Source organism: Commensalibacter sp. W6292M3 (assembly GCF_016101315.1).
Classification (GTDB): Bacteria; Pseudomonadota; Alphaproteobacteria; order Acetobacterales; family Acetobacteraceae; genus Commensalibacter; species Commensalibacter melissae.
On the sequence record NZ_JACFQT010000002.1, the window covers coordinates 244,410 to 267,309 of the forward strand.

A 22,900-nucleotide genomic window follows, 5' to 3' on the forward strand; every position below is an offset into this window, starting at 1 on the left:
TTTGCCATGCGATTGTTGAAAGTTGTTTCCATTTGCTGTTTTATTACCGTTTTGGAAATGGTTGGTTTAAGAAATCTTGCTTTTGCTCAGGATAAGACAGGGAATGCAATGACGGGTGTGACACTGACGTCCAAGCAGCTAAATAATATTCAGCAGTTGGAAAATTGGATTGATAATCTGACAATAATGAAAGCCAATTTTCAGCAGATTGCCCCGAATGGTCAACGAAGCACTGGACAGGTTTGGATCAAGCGTCCAGGGCGGATCAGGTTTGAATATGATAAACCCAGTCAATTATTGTTGGTAGCGAATGAAGGGAAAATGGTTTTTCATGATGGAGCTGTTGGTCAAACAACCACCATTCCAATTGATCAAAATCCATTAGGACTGTTATTAAAGCCGGATCTTCATTTTTCCGGAGATGTCACGATTGTTAAATATGAAAAGGAAAATGGTTTAATTCAGGTCACGGTTGTCAGGACGGCCTCTCCTTCAGAAGGAAGCTTGACGTTGATATTCAATCAAAATTATATGGTTTTAAGAGGATGGGAGGTTGTTGATGCGCAGGGTCAGGTTACCAAAGTTGACCTGTATGACCTTCATCCTAAAAAATCTGTTTCTGATGAGTTATTTAACATTCATTTTAAGGATGATGAATAAGGATTATATTTTTTGCAGTTCAAGCGCACGTTTATAAACAATTTTTTTGGGCAAGTGAAGAGCGGTGGACACAACTTGGGCAGCGTCTTTAATGGACATTGTTTTTAAGGCCTCAATAAGATTTGCATCAAGATCTATCATATCATGGTTATTTTTTTCTGAAGAGGGGGGGGCCAATAATACAATCATTTCACCTTTTGGTGAGATTTGGGAAAATTGATCAAGCAAAGATTTTAAAGTACCACGTTGAATTTCTTCGAATTTTTTTGTCAATTCTCTAGCTACGGCTGCCTCACGATTTTCGCCAAAAACCTCTTTCAAATCTTTTAGCATATCGATCAATCGATGGGGTGCTTCATGCCAGATATAGGTTGGGGTCAGTCCTATATTTTCTACTGCCTTTAAGATAGCAAAAGAATTTTGCCGAGCTGTTGATTTTGGTGGCGGAAAACCAATAAATAAATAGGGATGTGGTGGAAGTCCTGATAAAGTTAATGCCATTAAAGCTGCATTTGCGCCTGGAATGGCTGTAATTTTAATATTTTCTTTTATGACAGCATGGGTTAGTTGATATCCTGGATCAGATACCAAAGGGGTGCCAGCATCAGAAATCAATGCAATTTTTTTACCCTGGTGAAGTAAATTTAAAACATGATGGATACGATGGGTTTCATTATGTTGATGCAGGCATTCGGTTGGGGTTGTAATACCATAGGTTGATAGAAGTTTTGCACTGACCCGTGTATCTTCACACAAAATCAAATCGCATTCCTGTAAAATCATTTTGGCACGAAAACTTAGGTCACCAAGATTGCCAATTGGTGTCGAAACCAGAAAAAATCGAGCATTATTTTCAATGGTACGATTATGTAAAAGCCTGTTTGATTGGATTGTGTTAATATTTGATTGAATATTTTGTTTTTGCATTTTAATAATAACTGATAATCAGATTTTGATTAAATCAAAGGAGAATACTATTGATAGAGCAGAAAATACCTTTTAAACAAAATTGTTTGGGATTGAATTCTTTTATGGCAAATTTGTTAAAGGTCACTATCCCTGTATGCTTGCTGGCAGCTTGTTCTTCTAGTCATAGTGATAATAATACTCCTATTACGACACCTACTCAAAATTTGCAACAACCTTCCAAAAAACAAATTGGGCTTCTTCTTCCCTTGACGGGGAGAAATGGCGGATTGGGAAACAATATGTTAAAAGCCGCCCGGCTCGCCATTGATGAACCCTCTGCACTCGACGTTCATGATACGGCAGAAACGGGTGGGGCTTCTGCAGCAGCCCATAAAGCCATTGAGGCAGGTGATGGCATTATTCTTGGTCCCTTGACAGCTAAGGATACAACAGAGGTTGCAGCAGTGACAGGTGCGGTCAATATTCCGGTTCTTTCCTATAGCAGTAATGCTTCAATTGCATCTTCAAATGTGTGGATTTTTGGAATTACGCAAAATCAGCAAATTGAAACTTTGGTAAAAGCAGCCAAAAATGAAGGGCGAATGAAATTTGCAGCTTTTTTACCTGATAACAGTTTTGGTCGGGCAATGGCAGATGGATTAATTAAAAGCTGCTCTGATCAGGGATTGATGCAACCCACAATCGTGTATCATGCGGCTGACCTGTCTGACATCACACAAAAATTGAAATCAATGTCAAATTTTGATGAAAGAATGGAAGCGGCTAAAATAAACTCTCAAAACCAGAATTCAACTGATACCACTGCAGCGAATGGATCCAAGGAAGATGGAGATAGTTTACAAAATGAACTTATTCCTTCAAAACCTGAAAAAAAGGTCGAGACAAAAAAACTGAAACTGGATAAACCTCCGTTTGACGCCTTGCTTTTGGCTGATACAGGATTACAGTTGCAGTCTGTTATCAATGCGATGAATGAAGTGCAGGTTTCTACAAGCCAGGTCAGGATTATGGGACCTACTTTATGGTCATCTTTTGCCGGTAAGTTGGGAAAATTAAAAGGGGCCTGGTATGTCGCGCCCAATCCGGTCAAACGTCAGGAATTTATCCGGCAATATATGGCAAGATATGGACAAACCCCAAAACCCCTAGCGGACTTCACCTATGATTCAGCTGCATTGGCAAACAGTTTGAGAAAACGTCCAGGTGGTTTCTCAATAGAAAATCTAACGCGACCGGATGGATTTAATGGTATTGATGGCTTTTTTGCCCTGCATCCCGATGGAACAGTAAAACGTGATTTACAGATTTTTGAAATTCAGTCCTTTGGTGGAGCAAAAATGATTTCAACTCCAAAAGATAATACATCGGGCAGTATGACACATTAGGGTTTATAGTATTCTTTTGGCCATCTTTTATGCAGCCAGAGCCATTGTTCTGGTTGTTTCCTTATCCATTCTTCAATTTTGTCATTTATGCGTTGGGTTAATATTCGAACATTTTCTATATTGTTTTCGACCAGATCCGAATAATCAATGGGTGTTTCGACAATAATGCGCAGCCTTGCAGGTCCAAGTCGTTTTACATAACCGGGAATGATGGGACAACGTAATTTCAGGGCCAGGCTTGCAACAGCGGAAGAGGTCATTGCAGGTTTTCCAAAAAAATTAACCCGAATGCCATCATTCATCTTCTGATCACTTAGAACACCAAGTCTTTTTCCTTGTAAAAGGTGTCTTAATGCTTGTTTTGCCCCTTTTGCTCCCTTTGCAAACATGGGAATTTTTTGTTGCATGGCTTGATATCGTAATTGAAGGATAAGCTCATTTACATAGGGGTTGCTAGCTGCACGGAAAAAAGAAGAAAAAGGAACCCCATATTGTGCAACCCCCGGTGGCAACATTTCCCAGTTTCCAAGATGACCTGATACAAATAAAACCGGTCCTTTACGCTTTGCCTGTCCAATTAAATAATTTTCCCCAATGATTTCCCAGCCCGCACCTTGTTTGGTATTTTGTTCAAGATTAGCAAGATGTGGAAATTCTCCAACTGTTCTTCCAAGATTTTCCCATACGCCTGCTATAATTTTTTGTCTTTCCTGCAAGGACAGATCAGGCATGACAAATTTTAGATTTCTATCAGCTATTTTGGAAACGGGAAGTTTCGTGCCAATTTTTTGACAAATCCATCCACCTAGATTGGAGGCTTGTTCTGGAGAAAGTTTTTGTAACAGGTTTATACAAATTTCAGCGATCAGATATTCACCGTAATATAAACATTGTTTCAACCAATTGGAAATAATCTGACGGGATGGTAAGGGCAAGGACATGAAGGAAATTTTTATTGAATGGATTTTACTAAAACGGAATGGATGACAGTCTAAAAGATTACATAGAAAAGATATAGAGAAATCTTGAAAAGTAAATTGGTTAGAAATGAATCATATGAAATAGCTTTTGTAAAGATGCGGGATCGTGCCATGTCAAACAAACCTCTAGTGGAGTGGCCAAAGGTCTGAATTGATCTGGTAACCTCACATAGTCCTTGGGTGTTGTTACCAGGGGCAATTGATAATGGTGATGAAGTGATACAAGCTTGTTTAGGTCTTTGTTTGAGTAATGATGATGATCTGGAAATGAAATTGTTTTTGAAAGGATAAGTTGGTTATCTTTTAAGGTTTGAAAAAATTTTTCAGGTCGTCCAATGCCTGCAAAGGCGATAACAGATTGATTAGAAAACCGTCGAATGGCAGGATTCATTGTTAGATTTGCCCTGAAAACAGGTACATGGGATGAAATCATGGGTAAAAGCCCTGTTTTATCTTTGCCAATAAAAATACAGGTTTTGACTGTTTTAAGCCCTTGTATAACAGGTTGTCGTAAAGGGCCGGCAGGCAAAAGTCTTTGATTTCCAAAACCTGTTACACCATCAACAACTAGGATGGATAGATCTTTATACAGGGTAGGGTTTTGCAAACCATCATCCATGATTAGTAATTTTACAGGACTTTTCTTTATTGCTGCTTTGGCCGATGCGGCTCGATTGCCACCAATCCACGTTGGTGCAAGTCGGGCCAATAAAAGGGCTTCATCACCAACATCTTTGGCATTATGCTGATTGAGATCAACCATAAATGGTTCTGCAATTCTGCTTTTTCTTTTATAGCCACGTGTCAAAAAGGCGAAAGGAATTGATTGTTGTTGGCAATAATGACCCATTTCCAGCGCTACGGTAGTTTTTCCTGTGCCACCAATAGTCAAATTTCCACAACAGAGAACAGGAATAGGGGCATGCCAGCCTGGTTTGTTTATTTGATAACGGGTGATAAGTGAGGTTATGAACGAAAAGGGGGTTAAAATTTTTGCTGTTGATGTGGGAGGATATTGTTGCCAGAAAAAGGGAGCCTTCATATGGATTGCCTTGCTAATTTTAGAAGATGAGTGCCAATATCCGTAGCAAGATTGCTTTTTTGTTCCATGATTTCCAAGGCCAGGCAGGCTTGTTTTTTTCTCAATTGTGGGTTGGACAGCATTTTATCAACCCAGTTTGTCAGATCGTCTATGGTGTGAATTATTGTAACCGCTTTCTGCAAATGATAATAAGCCTGTCTGAAATTATGTATTTTGGGTCCAGTTGCAATGGTACAATTTAATCGCGCAGCTTCAAATGGATTATGTCCACCCCCTTTATGAACAACATCAAGACTGTTGCCTATGAATACAATGTCAGCCAATCTGTAAAATAGTCCAAGCTCTCCTAAAGTGTCACAGAGCCATAAACCGTTTTCAAAAGGAAGCTCATGTTTACTGCGTTGGGCAACCATTCCTATCTCATTAATGATTTCCTGTCCTCGTTCAGGATGGCGTGGTACAATGATTGTAATAAGGTTGGGCCATTTTTTTCTTAATACAGCATGCGTTTTGGCAATAAGGGTTTCTTCATTAGGATGGGTTGATGCTGCCAGCCAGATTGGAGAATTATTAAAATGGTTTTCTAACTCGACCAATTCTTGAGAATTAAAGTGGAGTTTTTGTGCTGTTTGTTTTAAATTGCCCAAATAATCGGTTGTAATCTGTAGATGTGCAAAATTATTTTGGTCATGTTCAGATTGGGAAACGATCCATTGAAAACGTGATAGAATGTTTTGGATAAGGGATGGACAAACTTTCCAGTTTTTTAATGAGCGATCGGAAAGGCGTCCGTTGATTAAAGCAAGTGGTATTTTTTTTTGGCAGGCCTCTTTGATAAGATTGGGCCAGATTTCACTTTCTGCCAGAACAATAAGGGATGGATGCCAATAAGTTAAAAAACGATTGATCCATTGTGGAATATCGAGGGGTATAAATTGATGAATAATATGTCTGGCTAATATTGGATGATGCGATATGAAATTTTCTAAGATACGAAAGGAGGTAACTGTTCCTGTTGTAATCAAAAAACTCTGGCTGGCATCCTGAATATGAATGGCTTGAATGACCGAAAAAATGGAAACAAGCTCTCCAACACTTGCGGTATGAAACTGTATGATTGAACCGGCAGGTCTGGATAGGGTAGGATAACCTTGCCTTTCTTTAAGGCGGTTGGGAATTTCTTTACCCTTTTTGCAACGGTTTTGAAGATAAAATGGTAAAAAGGGAGACAAACAATTCGTTAATGCTGTCCAGGCTGATAAAAGAAAATGATCCTTAATTATGATTTTCATGATTGTGCCAGCTGGTTGGCTTGATGTAGTTGGTTAATGATTTCTGTTTCAATTGTATCATAATTTTTCTTTGTGACTTCGATAGGTGTGCGACAAACCATTTTTCCTTTACCGAACGGTAAGGGGACGATCAATTTATCCCAGTTGTTTAGGCGTATTGAGCTGCAATAAGCTCCGACAGGTACGATTTTGGTTTTGGCAAGTAAGGCAAGCTTGATCAATCCCGGATGTAAATGATGGCGTGGGCCTCTTGGCCCATCGGGCATGATGGCGATTAGATGACCTGCTTTGGATAATTTTAGAAGTTTGCGGAAAGCGGTCGCCCCACCTTTATCTTGTCCGTTTTTATTGGCAGATCCTTGTACTGTCCATATTCGCCAGGGATTAACAATTTTGCTGATGAGGCGTCCATCATTATTTTTACTAATAAGTACATATAGGGTCAGATAAGGGTTCTGAGGTAAGGCCCACCACCATAAACGTGGTGAAAGGATCAGGGTTTCATGCCAAAAAATGACAAGGGCGGGTTGACCATCCCTACAAGTAAGTAAAGAGCGTGCTTGCGGGTCAATATCAAATTGCCAACATGTTGTTTGTAAGGTTAGTTTCAAATAACCTCTTAAAATAAAGATTAAACTATTTTGAATTATTTTTTTTATGGAGGCAAACATTTGAAAATGGATAAAATGCTGTTTGAAACTGATGGTGATAAAGATTTACATATGATTGATATAGGAATCTATTGTACAATTTGAACAAGATTTTATTTTATTAGTTAGATAACAGTATATTTTAAAATATATCGTTACTTGTAAGAGACCTAAAGCTTTCTTACCAAACCCTGTTTGGGCTCTTTTAAAACGGAAGACTGAAAACCGATTGTAAAATGCTGTCTATTTTCTTTCCAACTTGCTATATTGGCATTATCTGGGATCAAGATGGTTGTAAAACCAACCCTGGTTAGAAATTGATATTGATCGGGAAGAATATGCCCAATTGCCCGTAGTTCTCCTGTAAATTTTAGATGCTCTCTGATTTGGCGAGCTTGTGAAAAAGCCCTGCCATCTTTAAAAGAGGGAAATTCCAGGACAATAAGGGAGAGATTTTCAAGATAAGGTCTTAAGTGTTCAATATCTTGATCGCATGGCAATAAAACACCAAGTGGTTGATGAATTTTATCGATATTGTCAAGCGTGGATAAAAGCGTTTGCGACAGGATCGGATAATCAGGTAACGATGTTGGTAAATTATTTTCAATTACAATCCAGGGGTTATCAATAATTTCACCATCTTTAAGCAGTAGCATAGACAATTTCCTTGAATGGGCTGATACCTAGGCGGTTGTAAGTATCAATAAAATATTCATTTTCATGACGTTGCTCAAGATAAAAATCAATTAGCCTGCGAACGGCATCAACCGCTTCCTCCGCAGTAAGTGCCGCTCCTAGTATGGCACCTATTGCGGCTCTGCCTTTATAGGAAGATCCGCCAAGTTTTATTTGATAGAATTCCTCCCCCTTTTTATTAACCCCCAAAACACCAATATTCATGATATGATGATGGGCACAGGAATTGATACATCCATCGACTCCAATATGTATGGGACCTATTTTTTCCTGTAAACGGATATCCTGAAATAGAGACATTATTTCCTTGGCGACAGAGGTTGACCGCGCATTTGCCAAGGAGCAGTAATCAAGTCCGGGACAGCAGACGATATCTGTAATTAATCCCTGATTTGGCATTGCCAGCCGATATTTTTGCAAAGCCTGCCATAGAAAAAATAATTGGTCTTTTCTGACATGCCCCAAGACAAGATTTTGTAAATGAGTCACACGAATTTCCCCGAAGGAATATTCCTCCGCCAGATTGGCCAGAGCATTCATTTGATCTGCTGTCATGTCACCAGGTGTTTCCCCGATGTTTTTAAGGGAAATGACGGTTGCTATATAATCTTTATGAAAATGAGGGTGGCTGTTATGTTTTACCCATCGGTCAAATTCCGGATTGTTTTGCTGATGTTTTTTCATGGTTTCAGAAGCGTTTGGGATATCGGCAAGATTGGGATGACCAAAACGTTTGTGAATCGAATTTATGATATCGTCAGACAAACGGTATTGTTCTAAATCCATGGTATCAAATTCTTTATCAACCTGTTTGCGATAAGCATCTATACCAAGATTCTCTACAAGAATTTTGATTCTCGATTTATATAAATTATTTCGACTTCCATGCAGATTATAAACACGGATAATGGCTTCAAGATAAGCGAGCAAATGTTCAGGGGGCAAGTCATCACGGATGATTTTACCTTTAACCGGAATGCGGCCCAGGCCACCACCAACCCAGATTTCAAAAACGGGTTTATTCTGTTCATTGCGACGGGTTAATATGCCAATATCATAAAAACAAGCAGCGATACGATCATTTGAAGAGCCGCTTATAGCAATCTTGAACTTTCGGGGCAAAAATGAAAATTCAGGGTGAAGCGTTGACCATTGACGCATAATTTCTGCATAAATACGGGGATCCAAGATCTCATCTTGCGCCACACCAGCAAATTCATCACTGGTGATATTACGGATACAATTTCCACTGGTTTGGATGGTATGGATTTCAACAGATGCCAGATACGTTAGAATATCGGGGACCTCCTCTAGTTTTGTCCAATGAAATTGTATGTTCTGACGGGTAGTGAAATGACCATATCCACGATCGTAGTAACGGGCAATATATGCCAAACCGCGCAACATTCTTGATGATAAAATACCATATGGGATGGCGACACGAAGCATATAGGAATGTAATTGAAGGTATACACCATTCATCAATCGTAAGGGTTTAAATTCATCTTCAGAAAGTTCACCATTCAGCCGTCTTTCAATCTGTGACCTGAATTGATTGATTCTTTCTTTTAAAAAATCAAAATCAATTTCGTCATAGTTATAACGACCAATGACTTTTATGGTGTTTGAATCGGTATCATGGGATGGAAACTGTTTCATTGATAATCATCTTATTATAGAGCATAGAGCGTGGATTAAATTCAGGATGTGTACTGGGACCAAACGCTCTAATATTTTCACGTGCTGATGCTGGATGGAAAGGGTTTATTAATTCTACATAATGTAAATCAATTAAAAAATGGGCAGTATTGGACTGGATGATTTCCTGCAATTTTTTTTCGGCATTTTCCTTATTGGAAAAAAGTTGGGCGTCTTCCAGCATTATTCCCCAATGTTCTTGCGGGGTGAACCACACAACCCGCCCATCCAGAAGACGATTTGCGGTTAAAACATAATAATCAGATTGATCGGCCTGCCTGTCTTGAGAAACCACAACAGATAATTCCTTTTTATAACTATACAAGTATGTATATATAACATTATTTTTTATAATTACACAAAAAAATAGTAAAAGGAAAAATTATCCTTTTACCATAAGGATAAATGAAGATGATGTTTTATCGATTCATCAAGACAGATATATTGGCGTTTTCAAGCATGTAACGTGTGACCCCTCCCAGAATCAGCTGCTGCCAACGTGGGTGGGAATAGGCACCCATGCATAACATGTCCGCTCCTATCTCATTACAGGTTGAAAGGATTGTATTTCCAACATCCCTGTCATTGCCCAATTGATGGGGAGTTGCTTGAATGTTATGGAATTTGAGATAGTTAACAACATCTTGAATTTTCTTACCATGATTTTCATAATCATTCGTATATAGGATATAGACCTGTTCAGCATAATGAAGCCATCTCAAACTTGCATGCAGGGCGGCGGCTGATTCTGCGCTGCCATTCCAGCAGATACAGATTTTTTTGCCGGTTGTCAGGGGTTTTTGTTTTGGGGCGATAATGATGGGGCGGCCACTATCGAATAATAGGGTATGAAGTGCTTCGGAAGAGGAAATTTCACTGTCTGAATCGGGGTGAGAAATCACTGTTATGTCGGACAAGCGTGCCCAGTAGGTAATTAATTCATTTTCCCGTCCAACCATATTGGTGAAACTGGCCGTAATTTTTTCCTTAGCAGGTTCAGTAAGGTCTGGGTCGGTTAATTCGATATTGTATTTATCGATAAAATTATCGAATATTTCTCGGGCAAGTTTTAACCGTTTTTGATTTTCTGAGGCGGCAATATTCATGACCTCTTCAATCATGGATCCGGACAATCCCTCACTAGTAAGCGGAATGAGGTCTTTTCTATCGGGTTGAATATGGATAACGGCAAGATGAGCATTATAGTTTTTTGAGAGGTAATAGGCAGTGGTTAGAGTAGATTCAGATAAAGGGGTGCCTTGAATAGGAATGAGTATTTTCTTGACGCTAAGCATTGTTTATTCCCTTTCCTTAAAATAAACGGGGTATAATCTTGGATATTAATCGCTTATTTGATTTTTTAATAGATAAAATGAATTCTAGGCTGAAATAGAGCGCTGAAAAGAATCACATTTTTGTGACAGGAATGCTGGAGCTTAATTAAAACAAAAAGTTGAGGGGTATTATTTGATAATGTTTGGGTTTAATCTCTAAAGATTGTATCCATAATGAAAATGATTTCTTTTCTTTTTTTTTTGTTTTAAAATGAATGCCAATTTAGGAATTGTTCTGGCTACTTTTTAATTGTCAAAAGACATACAAAAACAAAAAATCTATTAAGGGGTGTTATGATAACGAAAAATGATGTTTTGCCTGTAAAGGGAAATTTGATGCAAGGAAAACGCGGTTTGATTATGGGTTTGGCCAATAATCATTCGATAGCATGGGGAATATCGCGTGCTTGTGCGTTACAAGGGGCAGAGCTTGTTTTTACTTATCAGGGAGATGCCTTGAAAAAAAGGGTCGCCCCTTTGGCCGAAAGTTTGGGATCAACCTATCTTTTGCCTTGTGATGTCAGTAAAGATGAGGATATCAGCAACGTATTTGAAGATATTGCCCAAAAATGGGGAAAACTAGATTTTGTTGTTCATGCGATTGGATGGGCTGATAAACAATATTTGCGTGGACGTTATGTCGATACTCCTAGAGAGGCATTTTTAACAGCCATGGATATCTCATGCTATTCTTTTACTGCTGTTGCAAAAGAGGCCGCAAGATTAATGCCAGATGGTGGATCACTTCTTACCTTGACATATCTGGGATCTGAACGTGTGATGCCTCATTATAACGTTATGGGTGTAGCCAAGGCGGCTTTGGAGGCTTCCGTGCAGTATATGGCAGCAGATCTTGGACCTGATAATATTCGTGTCAATGCGGTTTCCGCTGGTCCTATCAAAACATTGGCGGCAAGTGGAATAGGCGATTTCCGTTATATCCTGAAATGGAATCAGCTTAATTCCCCTTTACAACGTAATGTTACCATTGATGAAGTTGGCGGGGCGGGTTTGTATTTCCTTTCTAATTTATCTAGAGGGGTCACAGGTGAAATACATCATGTTGATTGTGGTTATCATCTGGTTGGAATGAAAAATCCTGATGCACCTGATATTGCCTTGTCAGATAATTAATCAATTTTACAGTGAGTGAACAGTAACGTGTCGTGTAATAGTTTTGGAAGCTTGTTCAGGGTTACGACATGGGGGGAAAGTCATGGGCCTGCAATCGGTTGTGTTGTTGACGGGTGTCCTCCCTTGATTCCGCTTTCTGAGAAATTGATTCAACCTTGGCTGGATTTACGCAGACCTGGACAATCCTCATTTACAACCACGCGTAATGAGCCCGATCAGGTGAAGATATTATCAGGTGTATTTGAAGGTAAAACGACAGGCACTCCTATATCATTATTGATTGAAAACACCAATCAGCGTTCCAAGGATTATTCCAATATCGCTCAGTCCTACCGTCCAGGTCATGCAGATATTACCTATGATTTGAAATATGGTATACGGGATTATCGAGGGGGAGGAAGATCTTCAGCCAGGGAAACAGCCATGCGTGTTGCTGCTGGAGCGATTGCCCGTTTGGTTTTGGGAAATTCAATTTTTATTCGTGGGGCCCTAATTCAGATTGGGGATAAAAAAATCAATCGTGACCGATGGTCATGGGACGAGGTTAAAAAAAATGAATTTTTTTGTCCCGATGCACAAATGGTCGAGATTTGGAGGAATGAATTATCCATAATCCGTAAGGCTGGGTCATCAATCGGTGCGGTGATTGAAGTGGTGGCCGAAGGGGTTCCCGCAGGATTGGGGGCGCCAATTTATGGAAAACTGGACGCTGATATTGCCCAGGCCATGATGAGTATCAATGCCGTAAAAGCTGTTGAAATCGGTGAAGGCTTTGCCGCTGCAGCCTTACGGGGTGAAGAGAATGCTGATCCTATATATCTTGAAAATGGTATGCTTTCATTTGCCTCTAATCATGCGGGCGGTATTCTGGGCGGTATTTCCAGCGGTCAACCAATTGTGGTTCGTTTTGCAGTTAAACCGACAAGCTCAATTCTTGTCCCTCAACCCTCAATTAATTCAGAAGGTGAATCTGTTGAAGTAATTACCAAAGGTCGACATGATCCTTGTGTCGGTATACGGGCTGTTCCAGTTGGAGAGGCCATGCTTGCCTGTGTCTTGGCAGATCATTGGTTAAGGCATCGCGGTCAAATCGGAAAATTTGGGGAGATAATTCATAAATAATAGAACATTATATTGATGAACTGTATTTTATAAATAATCAGCTATTTTGATTTCAAGTTTAATGAAAATGTGGTTATACTTTTAAAAAATAAATTTTGGTTTCAAAGTTTATTGGGACTGCCAGACTATGGATGATAATAAAAAACAGAATACTGATTTTGAAAAAGAATTTGTAAGGGATCAATTAATTAAGGTGGCAAGAAACTCTGCTGCAAAAGGCATTCCAGCAGATGTGTTTGAGGCGTTGTTGATTACTTTATCCGATGAAATCGATTTCAAAGCCATAATGATAGAAAATTAAGAGAAAAGTGCAGTGAGTTTAGATCCTTATACCATTTTGGGAATATCGAAAACAGCCAGTCAGGATGAGATACGTAAAGCGTATCGAAAATTGGCCAAAAAATATCATCCTGACCTAAATCCCGGAAATAAAGAGGCTGAGGATAAATTTAAAGCAATTAGCGTTGCGAATGAATTGCTTTCAGATCCAGAAAAGAGGGCCCGTTTTGATCGTGGTGAGATTGACATTCATGGTCAGGAACAGGGCTTTCCGGGGGGAGGTGCCGGATATCGTCATTATGCTGATGGAGCGCAAGGATTTCGGTACAGTCAGGGTGAAGGAATGCACGGTAATCATTTTTCCGAGGATGATTTGCAGGATATATTGAACCGGTTTGGCGGTGGTGGCTGGGGTGGTTTCTCTGGTCGGGGTTTTTCTCAAGGAAGATCCAGTAGAGGTCCACAGAAAGGGCAGGATCGACGCTATAGTCTGAAAATTAGTTTTCTGGATGCAGTTAATGGTACAACATCGAGAATTACCTTACCTGAAGGAGGAACACTTGATGTTAAAATCCCTCCTGGAATTGATGATGGTCAGACCTTAAGGTTGCGCGGAAAAGGGGATCCTGGCTTTCAAAATGGTTCTGCCGGGGATGCCTTGATTACCATTCAGGTAATGCCTCATGCCTATTTTAAAAGAGATGGTCAGGATATAAGAATGACGTGGCCTGTTGATCTAAAGACAGCGGTTTTGGGCGGTAAGCTGACTGTTCCAACCCCTACCGGTGAGGTTGCGTTAAATGTGCCGGCTCATTCAGATAGCGGAACTGTACTAAGGTTACGTGGACGGGGTATCCCATCCCGTAAAAATCTTGAGGCCGGGAATCTGTATGTAACTTTACAAATTACGATTGGTAAAGTCGATCCCGCTTTGGAAGAGTTTTTACGTAAATCCATTGATCAATCCAATTAAATCTAAAAAATGTAAAAGGGAAAGAAAATGATAACCCTTGAAATGTTATGCTATAATTTACCTGAAATAACAGCCAATGATGTCTATCACTGGATAAATAATCAATGGTTGAGGCCAGAAAAGAAAGAGGGAAATTATTTGTTTAAGGAGATTGATGAGGCAAGGGCCAAATTAATTCTTGAATTAAGGGATCATTTGGGAGTGGCAGAAGATTCAATGTCTCTGGTTCTGCAACTTTTGGATCAGCTTTATACGACGCGACGACAAATGCGTTATTTATGTGAAGTGATTTCCACGGAGAAATATCCTGATGTTCAACAAATTTTACGTCGTATTCTAGATGATCATTCAACGATTGAGATCAATTAGTTACATAAATGAAACAGAACGATTTAATAAAGCTGAAAGTTCTGCTCTTGCATTTTGATCCTGTTGGAAAACACCAAGCAATTTTGATGTAACCATAGATACACTTGGGTTATGCACACCTCTGGTTGTCATGCATTGATGAGTGGCCTCAATGATTACAGCGACCCCTCTAGGTTGTAATACCTCTTGGATTATATTGGCGATTTCCGCTGTCATTCTTTCTTGAATTTGTAATCTTTTGGCAAAAACCTCTACAATCCTGGCCAGTTTGGAAATGCCGACGACATAGTTATTGGGTAAATAGGCAACATGAGCCTTTCCAATAATTGGAACCATATGGTGTTCGCAATGACTTTCAAAGCGAATGTCACGTAAAAGGACAATTTCCTTATATCCACCGACTTCTTCAAATGTTCGGCCAAGGATTTCTTTCGGGTTTTCCTTATAGCCAGAAAAAAATTCGGCATAGGCATTTATAACACGGCTTGGCGTATCTATTAACCCCTCACGATCCGGATCATCACCAGCCCAGCGAATAAGGGTACGCACCGCTTCTTCAGCTTCTGAACGAGAGGGGGCGGAAGTTTTTTTATCAGTCATATTCTATAAACCTTTTAAACCAGTAAAACTGTTCAATGTTTCTGTTTGGTATGAAGTAATTTTGGACAATATAAAAAGATATATATTAATTTTGTAAAGGGAAAATTAAACGGTTTTGTTTAAAATGAAACTACACGATTTTATTATATTTTCCTTCAGTATTAAAATATATGGAAAAAATTAATATATTTTCAATTTAAAAGATTACTTATTTATTGTTTGTTTTTGCAAAAAAATTGTTAATTTATCAAATCCTTTTTGCAGATCCTCAAGTAAATCCTGTGGATCCTCCATTCCTACTGAAAAGCGGATAATGCCATCAGTAATTCCGAGTTTTAAACGATCCTCTGGACTGACCTTCATATGTGTTGTTGTTGCCGGGTGCGTTACAATACTCCGACTATCACCAAGATTATTACAAATTAATATGAGCTGTAAGGCATTCATGAATGTAAATGCACCTTTTTTCCCCCCATTGACTTCAAAGGCGATCATGGCACCTGGCGCATCCATTTGTTTGCAGGCAAGGCCATATTGAGGATGTGAGTGTGATCCGGGATATCGGATAAGATTAACAACATCAGATTTTTCAATAAATTCTGCGCAGATTTTCGCATTTTCGGTCATTTTTTCCATCCGAAGTGGAAAAGTTTCCAGACCTTTCAGCAATATCCACGCATCAAAAGCTGAAATTGTAAGTCCTGTATTATGAACAAAAGGTATAATATCGGCTTCAAGCAAGTCTTTACTACCTAGAATAGCACCTCCTAGGACACGCCCCTGTCCATCCATATGTTTTGTACAAGAATAGACAACAAGATCAGCCCCTACTTTCAAAGGTTTTTGATATAATGGCGTGGCAAAAACATTGTCAATAATCAATATTCCGCCTGCCTGATGGGTCAAGTCAGCAATTTGCCGAATATCCAGAATGTCTAGCATTGGATTGGAAGGGCTTTCAATCAAAACAGCTGCTGCAGGTTTGGATAATGCTTTTTTCCATTCCTGAATATTCGTGCCTTCAACAAAAGCGGTTTCGATTCCTAATTTTGGTAAAAAATTTTCAACAATCCAGTAACTTGATCCAAAAAGCGCCTTAGATGCGATAACACGATCCCCATGTTTCAAATTGGAAAATAAGGCAGCAAAAATTGCGCTCATTCCTGTTGAGGTGGCAACACAACATTCAGCCTCTTCCAAATGAATAAGTCGATTTTCAAGGTTGGTAATGGTAGGGTTATTAACACGGCTATATTGATAATGCCTTTCTTTTTTTTGGAAAGTGCGTTCTGCTTGTTCTGCACTTTCATAAATGAACCCAGATGTTAAAAAAAGAGCTTCACATGTTTCAGCAAAGGAAGAACGTTCAATATTATCATGAAGTAAACGGGTGGCGAGGCGATGGGAAGAGGTTTTGTTCATAATATTTCTCTTTGATAACCATAAGGAGCGTTCATGATAGAGGAATGCAAGAAAAGTGGTTAGTAATTTCTTTATTTTTTAAAAATTATCAAAAAAGATATATTTTTCCATTCAATTTGGTTATTTTAATAAGAAATGTTATTTTTCAGATTTTGGCGGGTGTAATTCAATGGTAGAATGACAGCTTCCCAAGCTGTTCATGAGGGTTCGATTCCCTTCATCCGCTCCAAGAAATATTATTTATTTTAAACTATATAATATCTATAAAATTGATTATTTAGATATTCAACCTAATTTAGTAGTATTGTTTTATCTTAATCATAAATAAAACAATTAATTACTTTAATATTAAATTGAGGGATATAGTGAAAAATTATGATGTAGTTATAATTGGGGGTGGACTTGCCGGATTGACATTGGCCAGTCAATTGCTGCGTGATATACCTGATATTTCCATTTGTCTTATTCATGATGCAAAATTTCCCAATGAAGAGACAGCTTTCAAAGTTGGAGAGGCAACAATTGATTTGGGTGGGTATTATCTTAGGGAATTGCTGGGAGATGAATATCTAGGTCGGGAACATTTTATAAAAATGGGAATGCGGTTTATTTATACAAATGATGAATTCTATAAAGAAATGGGAATTAGAAATTTTCCCAAAAAAAATTCCTATCAATTTGAACGTGGCAAACTGGAAAATCATTTTTTTTCATTATTACAAGATAAAATTGATATTTTACAAAATACGCGTTTTCTTGATGTTGAAGATGAGGGGCATTTTAAAAGAATCCACGTAGTTGAATTGAGCAAAGTCCAGAAAATCATTAATTCTCGTTGGATTGTTGATGCATCCGGACGGAAAAAAGTTATTTCCAGGAAGTATAATTTATCAAGCAAAGGTAGTTTACCCAATTCTTCAGTCTGGTTTAGAGTCAAGGGGGCTGTTCTGGTAGATGAAATCTATCCGGCAGAAGAAGATAACCCTTTTTATGGCATGGATAGAAGCTACAGTTCCTTACATATTGATGGAAAGGGATATTGGATCTGGGTTCTTCGGCTTTCTGATCATACGACCAGTGTGGGAATATGTTTTAGTGAGAATATTCATCAATTTGACAGTTTATCGGATTTGGAGAAAACCTTTGAATGGTTAAAAACGCATGAAAGGGTTTTTTATGATTATTTGCTGAAGAAACAATTTTCCATCCTTGATTTTAAATATTTGAGAAAATACGCATCTATTGCGCAGCCCTGTATCTCTGAAAATCATTGGGCATTAACAGGGGATGCATGCATTTTTTTGGATCCAGTTTATTCAAGTGGTATAGATTTGATGTGCATTGAAAACACGTTTATAGTTGATGTCCTTGCACAGGAAAAAAATGGTCAAGACATAAAAGAACGTATGGCATTTTATAATTCGGTCATATCAGATCTGGTAATTGCTTATAGTAACGTATTTGATAAAATGTACGAACAAAAAGATAATTGGTATTATATTTTTGTTAAATATGTTGTTGATTCCGTATTTTATTTTGGATCAATTTGCCCCTGTTTCATGAATAAGGGAATGAGAGATTTTAAAAACGCAAAGATTATATGGGATAAAATTCATAAAATTTATATGGAATATGATAAGGTGAATTCCATACTCAAAACCAAGAAATTTTCTGAAAACAATAGGCAGAATAATTTGGACTTACCAAGATTTATCAATCTTTCTGAAAGTCTATTTGCCAAAATAAACAGTTATTTGACGGAACCTGATAATGACCTGGAGAAATTGATTAACCTGTTACAGGATAATTACCAGGTCATGTGTAAAATATGTGAATATATTTCTTCCGATAGGAATTTATATGATTTGTATATTAGAAGGGATGGACAGCCAGAAATCTTTCATACTTCATGGCGTTATGGTGAATTTTTTCCCAATCCAGAAATGGTGAATAGAAATTAATTATTTTCTGATATAGACATTTATATTTTATTATTCTGAAAGTGACATTTTTATAGAAAAAGCGTTTACGTATTGATTCTGTGAATATTTTTAATTATAAATTATTAGTTTTTGTTACTAGATTGATTGATTTTAAAATTAAATTCTTATTGTTTTGTTGAGTCGGAATGTTTGTTTTAACGCCGCCCTAAGTTAGCACTGTGTAACCAATTTTATTATTTCTGTTTTTTTAAAAAAAACAGGAACAGGATTGATGCGATCAGTCTGTTATTGATTAATTTTTCAATTTAAAAATATTTATAGGATTATAATATGTTGCTGTCTTGTAATCGACAAGATTGGTTAGGAAATATTCGTGCGGATATTCTATCTGGTATTGTGGTTGCATTGGCCCTGATACCAGAGTCAATTGCTTTTTCCATTATTGCTGGGGTTGATCCGAGTGTAGGACTTTATTCGGCCTTTGCCATTCCTTGTGTCATTTCGTTATTTGGCGGACGTCCTGGAATGATATCCTCATCAACGGGTTCAATGGCTTTACTGATGGGGCCTTTGGTAAAGACTCATGGATTGAGTTATTTACTCGCAGCATCAATTCTTGCAGGTATTTTTCAGATCATTGCCGGATATTTGAAACTTGGTGAATTAATGCGTTTTGTTTCCCATTCTGTCGTGACTGGTTTTGTAAATGCGTTGGCAATTTTGATTTTTATGGCACAGCTTCCGCAATTAGTGCATGTGACATGGCATGTTTACGTGATTGTTGGAGGTGGATTGGCAATTATTTACCTTTTCCCTTATTTAACGAAATTAATACCGTCTCCCTTGATATGTATTATTATAATGACCGCCATTTCAATCGGTTATGGCTTAAATATTCCAACGGTGGGTGATATGGGTAAATTGCCAGATTCTTTACCAATTTTGGCTATTCCAGATATTCCTTTGAACTTTCATACCCTCATGATCATTTTACCATATTCTGCTGGACTGGCAGCGGTCGGATTACTTGAAACCATGATGACAGCAACGATCGTTGATGAATTCACGGATACTTCAAGTGATAAAAATCGTGAGTGTAAGGGGCAGGGAATTGCCAATATCTGTACTGCTTTTCTGGGAGGTATGGCTGGATGTGCCATGATTGGTCAATCGGTTATTAATATCAAGTCCGGGGGAAGGGGACGATTATCTACCTTGGTGGCTGGTGTTTTCTTGCTCATTCTTGTTGTTTTTTTAAAGGAATGGGTGGCCCGGATTCCTATGGCCGCCTTGGTGGCTGTGATGATCATGGTTTCTATTAGTACTTTTTCCTGGCGTTCAATTCTTGATTTAAAAAAATATCCGCTTTCTACCAATATTGTCATGATTCTAACGGTCTGTGTTGTGGTTGGAACAAATAATCTGGCCTATGGAGTATTAACAGGCGTGCTGGTTGCCTCTCTTGTTTTCGCAAGCAAGGTTTCACATTTCATGCTGATTAAATCAGAAAAAAAAGATCAGTCTCGTATTTATAAAGTGAATGGTCATGTATTCTTTGTAACGGTTGATCGTTTTATAAATAGCTTTGATCTCAAGGAAGAGATTAAGAATGTTACAGTCGATCTAACCCATGCGCATTTTTGGGATGTAAGTTCAGTTATGGCATTGGATAAGGTTGTCATCCATTTTCGCCAACGTGGTATAAAAGTGGAGGTTCAGGGAATGAACGATGCCACGGCGACTATCATTGACCGTTTTGGCATCCATGATAAACCAGAGGAAATTGAAAAGGTTATCGGGAGTTATTAATCAGGATCATTCTTGGCGATATATATAGTTAATGTGTTTATATCGCTTATTCAGGTCTATTTTTTTGATATTTATGAATGGATTTTTTCAATCCATTTAGATTGGGTCCCTGTTGGGTTTCAACATAAGTTGTTTTATTCCATATCCAGACATCTGAACCTTCAACTATCAAATCATGCATCCCCTTGTGGGATGTTTTTTTTATTTCAATATTGCCAGTAACAGAATCGAGTATTTTTACCCAATGATTATTACGGTTAAGATAGGCTGTGGTGGTACAGCCTCCAGACCCACAAAGACTGGCGGATTGTAACTGGGTAAATAGAACAGTTTGCGGTTTTTTTGTGCTGGAGAGGTTTGCATTGCCAATAAGGATAAGCGGTTTCTCACCATGTTGAACAGCAAAATTAATATCGGTTTTATTCAAGTTATATGCAATTGTTGAAAGGTTGTTCGCAGGTTGGGGGGTTAAAACGACTCTTCCTGATTTTGGATTTTGATAATTTCTGTTTTTTTTCGTATGATGGGAAACTGCGCAAGAGGATTGGACAGTAAAAGCAAAGGCACTGATTAAACAAAATACAACAAGTTTTTTATTCATAATTATTAAGGCCTTTTTCTAAACAAGAATATTTGATATTAATAGATGAACTTTTTTAAAAAACTAACTTATACAGAGATAATATTTTTAATTTCAAATGATTATATAAGATAGTGCAGTTTATGGCAAAGAGATGATTTCTGGGATGGATTTTCATATTTTATAGTAAAAAGGATACCTGTATTATTTATGGTAACTTCAGGGATTAAACAGGTTGCAGCTGACGAAACACAAAATGAATCTATTCAGAAATTACTTTTTACTGAAGGACTTGTTTTGGAAAATGGTCAAAAACTAAATCACTTGGAAATTGCATATCAGACTTATGGAAAGTTGTCATCAGCCAAGGATAATGCAATTTTGATTTGTCATGCTTTAACTGGCGATCAGTATGTAACAGGTATTAATCCAATCAGCAAGAAACCTGGTTGGTGGAGCAGAATGGTTGGTCCTGGACTACCTATTGATACAGACAAATATTTTATAATTTGTAGTAATGTTTTAGGAAGCTGCATGGGAACGACAGGACCACGTTCCATACGAACAGATCATCAGAAAATAGGCTATTGGGGAATAGACTTTCCTGTAATTACCATTAGGGATATGGTCAATGCCCAAAAACTTCTAATCGATCATTTCAAAATTGATCAGTTATTTGCCGTTATCGGTGGTTCAATGGGAGGAATGCAGGCATTGCAATGGGCGGTAAGCTATCCAGATCAAGTTTATGCAGCTATACCAATTGCCACCTCGTCTTTTCATTCGGCACAGAATATTGCATTTAATGAAGTGGGAAGACAGGCCATATTTTCAGATCCCGATTGGCAAAATGGAGATTATTGGCGATATGGTGTTATCCCATCCAGAGGGTTGGCTGTAGCACGTATGATGGCACATATTACCTATTTGTCAGAAGATGCATTAAACCGAAAATTTGGACGGAGATTGCAAGAAACAATGATAGATTCTTCGTCACCAATTTTCGGGGAAATGTTCCAGGTAGAAAGCTATTTGCATTATCAGGGATCGAATTTTGTAAGACGTTTTGATGCAAATTCTTATGTGACAATCTCCCGGGCAATGGATTGGTTTGATTTGTCCCAAGCTTATGATGGGGATCTGGTCAAGGCATTTTCACAGGTTAAATCCAGATTTTGTGTTATCAGTTTTTCTTCTGACTGGCTTTTTCCCACTTCACGGTCAAGAGTGATAGTCAAGGCATTAAATCGTGTTGGAGCCAAGGTTTCTTTTGTTGAAATTGTAAGTGATAAAGGGCATGATGCCTTCTTGTTGGATGAACCGGATCTCGATCATGTAATCAGCGGTTTTCTGGCAGGAATTAAAAGACAGAGGCAATTGGAAAATAATGCGTCTTGATCAATGTTGTATTGTTGACATGATTCAGCAAAATTCAACAATACTGGATATTGGATGTGGTGATGGTACATTAATCGATTATCTGTGCTGTAATCATCAATGTGATGCACGAGGAATAGAGTTGGATATGTCCTGTGTTACCAAGGCAGTAAGTAAAGGCTTATCTGTAATTCAGGGAAACGCAGATTTTGACTTGCAGAATTATCCCACGGATGGTTTTGATTATGTCGTATTATCGAGGACTCTACAGGCGGTTAATCGCCCACGTGAAGTTTTGCAACAAATGTTGCGAATAGGACGGTATGCTATTGTTTCATTTCCAAATTTTGGCCATTGGACTGTAAGAATGCAACTGCTTTTTAAGGGACATATGCCCATGACAAAAGTATGGGGAACCCATTGGTTTGAGACGCCGAATATTCATCCCTGTACCTTAACAGATTTTGTATCACTATGTAAACAAGAGGGATATCATATTAGTCAGTGGATGGCTATTGATGATCATGGCGAGGGGGAAAAGGCCCCCTGGCGACGTTCAATACGTTTGGCCAATTTTTTTGGGGAACAGGCCTTATTTTTGCTGACACGTTGATTAAATGAGACA

At 38.3% G+C, this 22,900-nt stretch carries 23 protein-coding genes and 1 tRNA gene; 12 read left to right on the plus strand and 12 right to left on the minus strand.

The window, feature by feature from the left end; all coding sequences use genetic code 11:
* The first annotated feature begins 6 nt into the window (after positions 1 to 6).
* Entirely contained in the window at positions 7 to 660 is a 654-nt protein-coding gene (locus H3T57_RS06695; protein ID WP_198193613.1) for an outer membrane lipoprotein carrier protein LolA, read from the plus strand.
* Between the two features lie 3 nt (positions 661 to 663).
* On the opposite strand, the gene rsmI is transcribed toward H3T57_RS06695, so the two are convergent.
* The gene (gene rsmI, locus H3T57_RS06700) at positions 664 to 1,587 is read right to left on the minus strand and encodes a 16S rRNA (cytidine(1402)-2'-O)-methyltransferase (protein ID WP_198193614.1); all 924 of its coding nucleotides are present in this window, start codon (positions 1,585 to 1,587) and stop codon (positions 664 to 666) included.
* A gap of 104 nt (positions 1,588 to 1,691) precedes the next feature.
* On the opposite strand from rsmI, the gene H3T57_RS06705 reads away from it, so the two are divergent.
* Positions 1,692 to 2,975, plus strand: a complete 1,284-nt coding sequence (locus H3T57_RS06705) for a penicillin-binding protein activator (protein ID WP_198193615.1) — start codon at positions 1,692 to 1,694, stop codon at positions 2,973 to 2,975.
* Here H3T57_RS06705 and H3T57_RS06710 read toward each other — a convergent pair.
* The 8 genes from H3T57_RS06710 to H3T57_RS06745 all read right to left on the minus strand — a co-directional run bounded on the left by H3T57_RS06710 (position 2,972) and on the right by H3T57_RS06745 (position 10,628).
* Positions 2,972 to 3,916 carry a lysophospholipid acyltransferase family protein gene (locus H3T57_RS06710; RefSeq protein WP_198193616.1) on the minus strand — a complete coding sequence of 315 codons (945 nt, stop codon included), beginning with the start codon at positions 3,914 to 3,916 and terminating at the stop codon, positions 2,972 to 2,974. The genes H3T57_RS06705 and H3T57_RS06710 overlap by 4 nt on opposite strands.
* A 100-nt stretch (positions 3,917 to 4,016) precedes the next feature.
* Positions 4,017 to 4,997 carry a tetraacyldisaccharide 4'-kinase gene (gene lpxK, locus H3T57_RS06715; RefSeq protein WP_198193617.1) on the minus strand — a complete coding sequence of 327 codons (981 nt, stop codon included), beginning with the start codon at positions 4,995 to 4,997 and terminating at the stop codon, positions 4,017 to 4,019.
* Positions 4,994 to 6,289 (minus strand): 3-deoxy-D-manno-octulosonic acid transferase, encoded by a 1,296-nt coding sequence (locus tag H3T57_RS06720; protein ID WP_198193618.1) that lies wholly within the window; start codon positions 6,287 to 6,289, stop codon positions 4,994 to 4,996. The genes lpxK and H3T57_RS06720 overlap by 4 nt, the downstream gene beginning before the upstream one ends.
* Entirely contained in the window at positions 6,286 to 6,900 is a 615-nt protein-coding gene (locus tag H3T57_RS06725; protein ID WP_232349784.1) for a lysophospholipid acyltransferase family protein, read from the minus strand. The genes H3T57_RS06720 and H3T57_RS06725 overlap by 4 nt, the downstream gene beginning before the upstream one ends.
* 209 nt (positions 6,901 to 7,109) lie before the next feature.
* Entirely contained in the window at positions 7,110 to 7,595 is a 486-nt protein-coding gene (locus H3T57_RS06730; protein ID WP_198193620.1) for a DUF934 domain-containing protein, read from the minus strand.
* Positions 7,582 to 9,294, minus strand: coding sequence for a nitrite/sulfite reductase (locus tag H3T57_RS06735; RefSeq protein ID WP_198193621.1), 1,713 nt, complete (start codon positions 9,292 to 9,294; stop codon positions 7,582 to 7,584). Before H3T57_RS06735 ends, H3T57_RS06730 begins: the two co-directional genes overlap by 14 nt.
* Positions 9,272 to 9,628, minus strand: coding sequence for a DUF2849 domain-containing protein (locus tag H3T57_RS06740; protein WP_198193622.1), 357 nt, complete (start codon positions 9,626 to 9,628; stop codon positions 9,272 to 9,274). Before H3T57_RS06740 ends, H3T57_RS06735 begins: the two co-directional genes overlap by 23 nt.
* A gap of 124 nt (positions 9,629 to 9,752) precedes the next feature.
* The gene (locus H3T57_RS06745; protein ID WP_155566172.1) at positions 9,753 to 10,628 is read right to left on the minus strand and encodes a universal stress protein; all 876 of its coding nucleotides are present in this window, start codon (positions 10,626 to 10,628) and stop codon (positions 9,753 to 9,755) included.
* 333 nt (positions 10,629 to 10,961) lie between these two features.
* Between H3T57_RS06745 and fabI the strand changes: the two genes are divergently transcribed.
* The 5 genes from fabI (at position 10,962) to H3T57_RS06770 (ending at position 14,544) form a co-directional block, all read left to right on the plus strand.
* Entirely contained in the window at positions 10,962 to 11,801 is an 840-nt protein-coding gene (fabI, locus tag H3T57_RS06750) for an enoyl-ACP reductase FabI (protein WP_198193623.1), read from the plus strand.
* Between the two features lie 27 nt (positions 11,802 to 11,828).
* Entirely contained in the window at positions 11,829 to 12,923 is a 1,095-nt protein-coding gene (gene aroC, locus H3T57_RS06755) for a chorismate synthase (protein WP_198193624.1), read from the plus strand.
* Positions 12,924 to 13,050: 127 nt separating this feature from the next.
* Complete coding sequence (locus H3T57_RS06760) at positions 13,051 to 13,224, plus strand: hypothetical protein (RefSeq protein ID WP_155564776.1); 174 nt, start codon at positions 13,051 to 13,053, stop codon at positions 13,222 to 13,224.
* A gap of 12 nt (positions 13,225 to 13,236) precedes the next feature.
* Positions 13,237 to 14,175, plus strand: coding sequence for a DnaJ C-terminal domain-containing protein (locus tag H3T57_RS06765; protein ID WP_198193625.1), 939 nt, complete (start codon positions 13,237 to 13,239; stop codon positions 14,173 to 14,175).
* 27 nt (positions 14,176 to 14,202) lie between these two features.
* Entirely contained in the window at positions 14,203 to 14,544 is a 342-nt protein-coding gene (locus H3T57_RS06770) for a hypothetical protein (protein ID WP_110439244.1), read from the plus strand.
* On the opposite strand, the gene folE is transcribed toward H3T57_RS06770, so the two are convergent.
* Entirely contained in the window at positions 14,545 to 15,144 is a 600-nt protein-coding gene (gene folE / locus H3T57_RS06775) for a GTP cyclohydrolase I FolE (protein ID WP_155564777.1), read from the minus strand.
* 204 nt (positions 15,145 to 15,348) lie between these two features.
* Positions 15,349 to 16,566, minus strand: a complete 1,218-nt coding sequence (locus H3T57_RS06780) for a PLP-dependent aspartate aminotransferase family protein (RefSeq protein WP_198193626.1) — start codon at positions 16,564 to 16,566, stop codon at positions 15,349 to 15,351.
* A 155-nt stretch (positions 16,567 to 16,721) separates the two neighbouring features.
* Here H3T57_RS06780 and H3T57_RS06785 point away from each other — a divergent pair.
* The 3 genes from H3T57_RS06785 (at position 16,722) to H3T57_RS06795 (ending at position 20,318) form a co-directional block, all read left to right on the plus strand.
* Positions 16,722 to 16,795, plus strand: a tRNA-Gly gene (locus H3T57_RS06785).
* 136 nt (positions 16,796 to 16,931) lie between these two features.
* Positions 16,932 to 18,527, plus strand: coding sequence for a lycopene cyclase family protein (locus tag H3T57_RS06790; protein ID WP_198193627.1), 1,596 nt, complete (start codon positions 16,932 to 16,934; stop codon positions 18,525 to 18,527).
* Positions 18,528 to 18,842: 315 nt separating this feature from the next.
* Complete coding sequence (locus H3T57_RS06795; protein ID WP_347400970.1) at positions 18,843 to 20,318, plus strand: SulP family inorganic anion transporter; 1,476 nt, start codon at positions 18,843 to 18,845, stop codon at positions 20,316 to 20,318.
* Between the two features lie 46 nt (positions 20,319 to 20,364).
* Here H3T57_RS06795 and H3T57_RS06800 read toward each other — a convergent pair whose 3' ends face one another.
* Positions 20,365 to 20,919 (minus strand): hypothetical protein, encoded by a 555-nt coding sequence (locus tag H3T57_RS06800; RefSeq protein WP_198193629.1) that lies wholly within the window; start codon positions 20,917 to 20,919, stop codon positions 20,365 to 20,367.
* Between the two features lie 189 nt (positions 20,920 to 21,108).
* Between H3T57_RS06800 and H3T57_RS06805 the strand changes: the two genes are divergently transcribed.
* Both H3T57_RS06805 and metW read left to right on the plus strand, forming a co-directional pair.
* On the plus strand, positions 21,109 to 22,296 hold the full coding sequence (locus H3T57_RS06805; protein WP_198193630.1) for a homoserine O-acetyltransferase: 1,188 nt from the start codon (positions 21,109 to 21,111) through the stop codon (positions 22,294 to 22,296).
* Positions 22,286 to 22,888, plus strand: a complete 603-nt coding sequence (gene metW, locus H3T57_RS06810; RefSeq protein WP_198193631.1) for a methionine biosynthesis protein MetW — start codon at positions 22,286 to 22,288, stop codon at positions 22,886 to 22,888. Before H3T57_RS06805 ends, metW begins: the two co-directional genes overlap by 11 nt.
* The last annotated feature ends 12 nt before the right edge of the window (positions 22,889 to 22,900 follow it).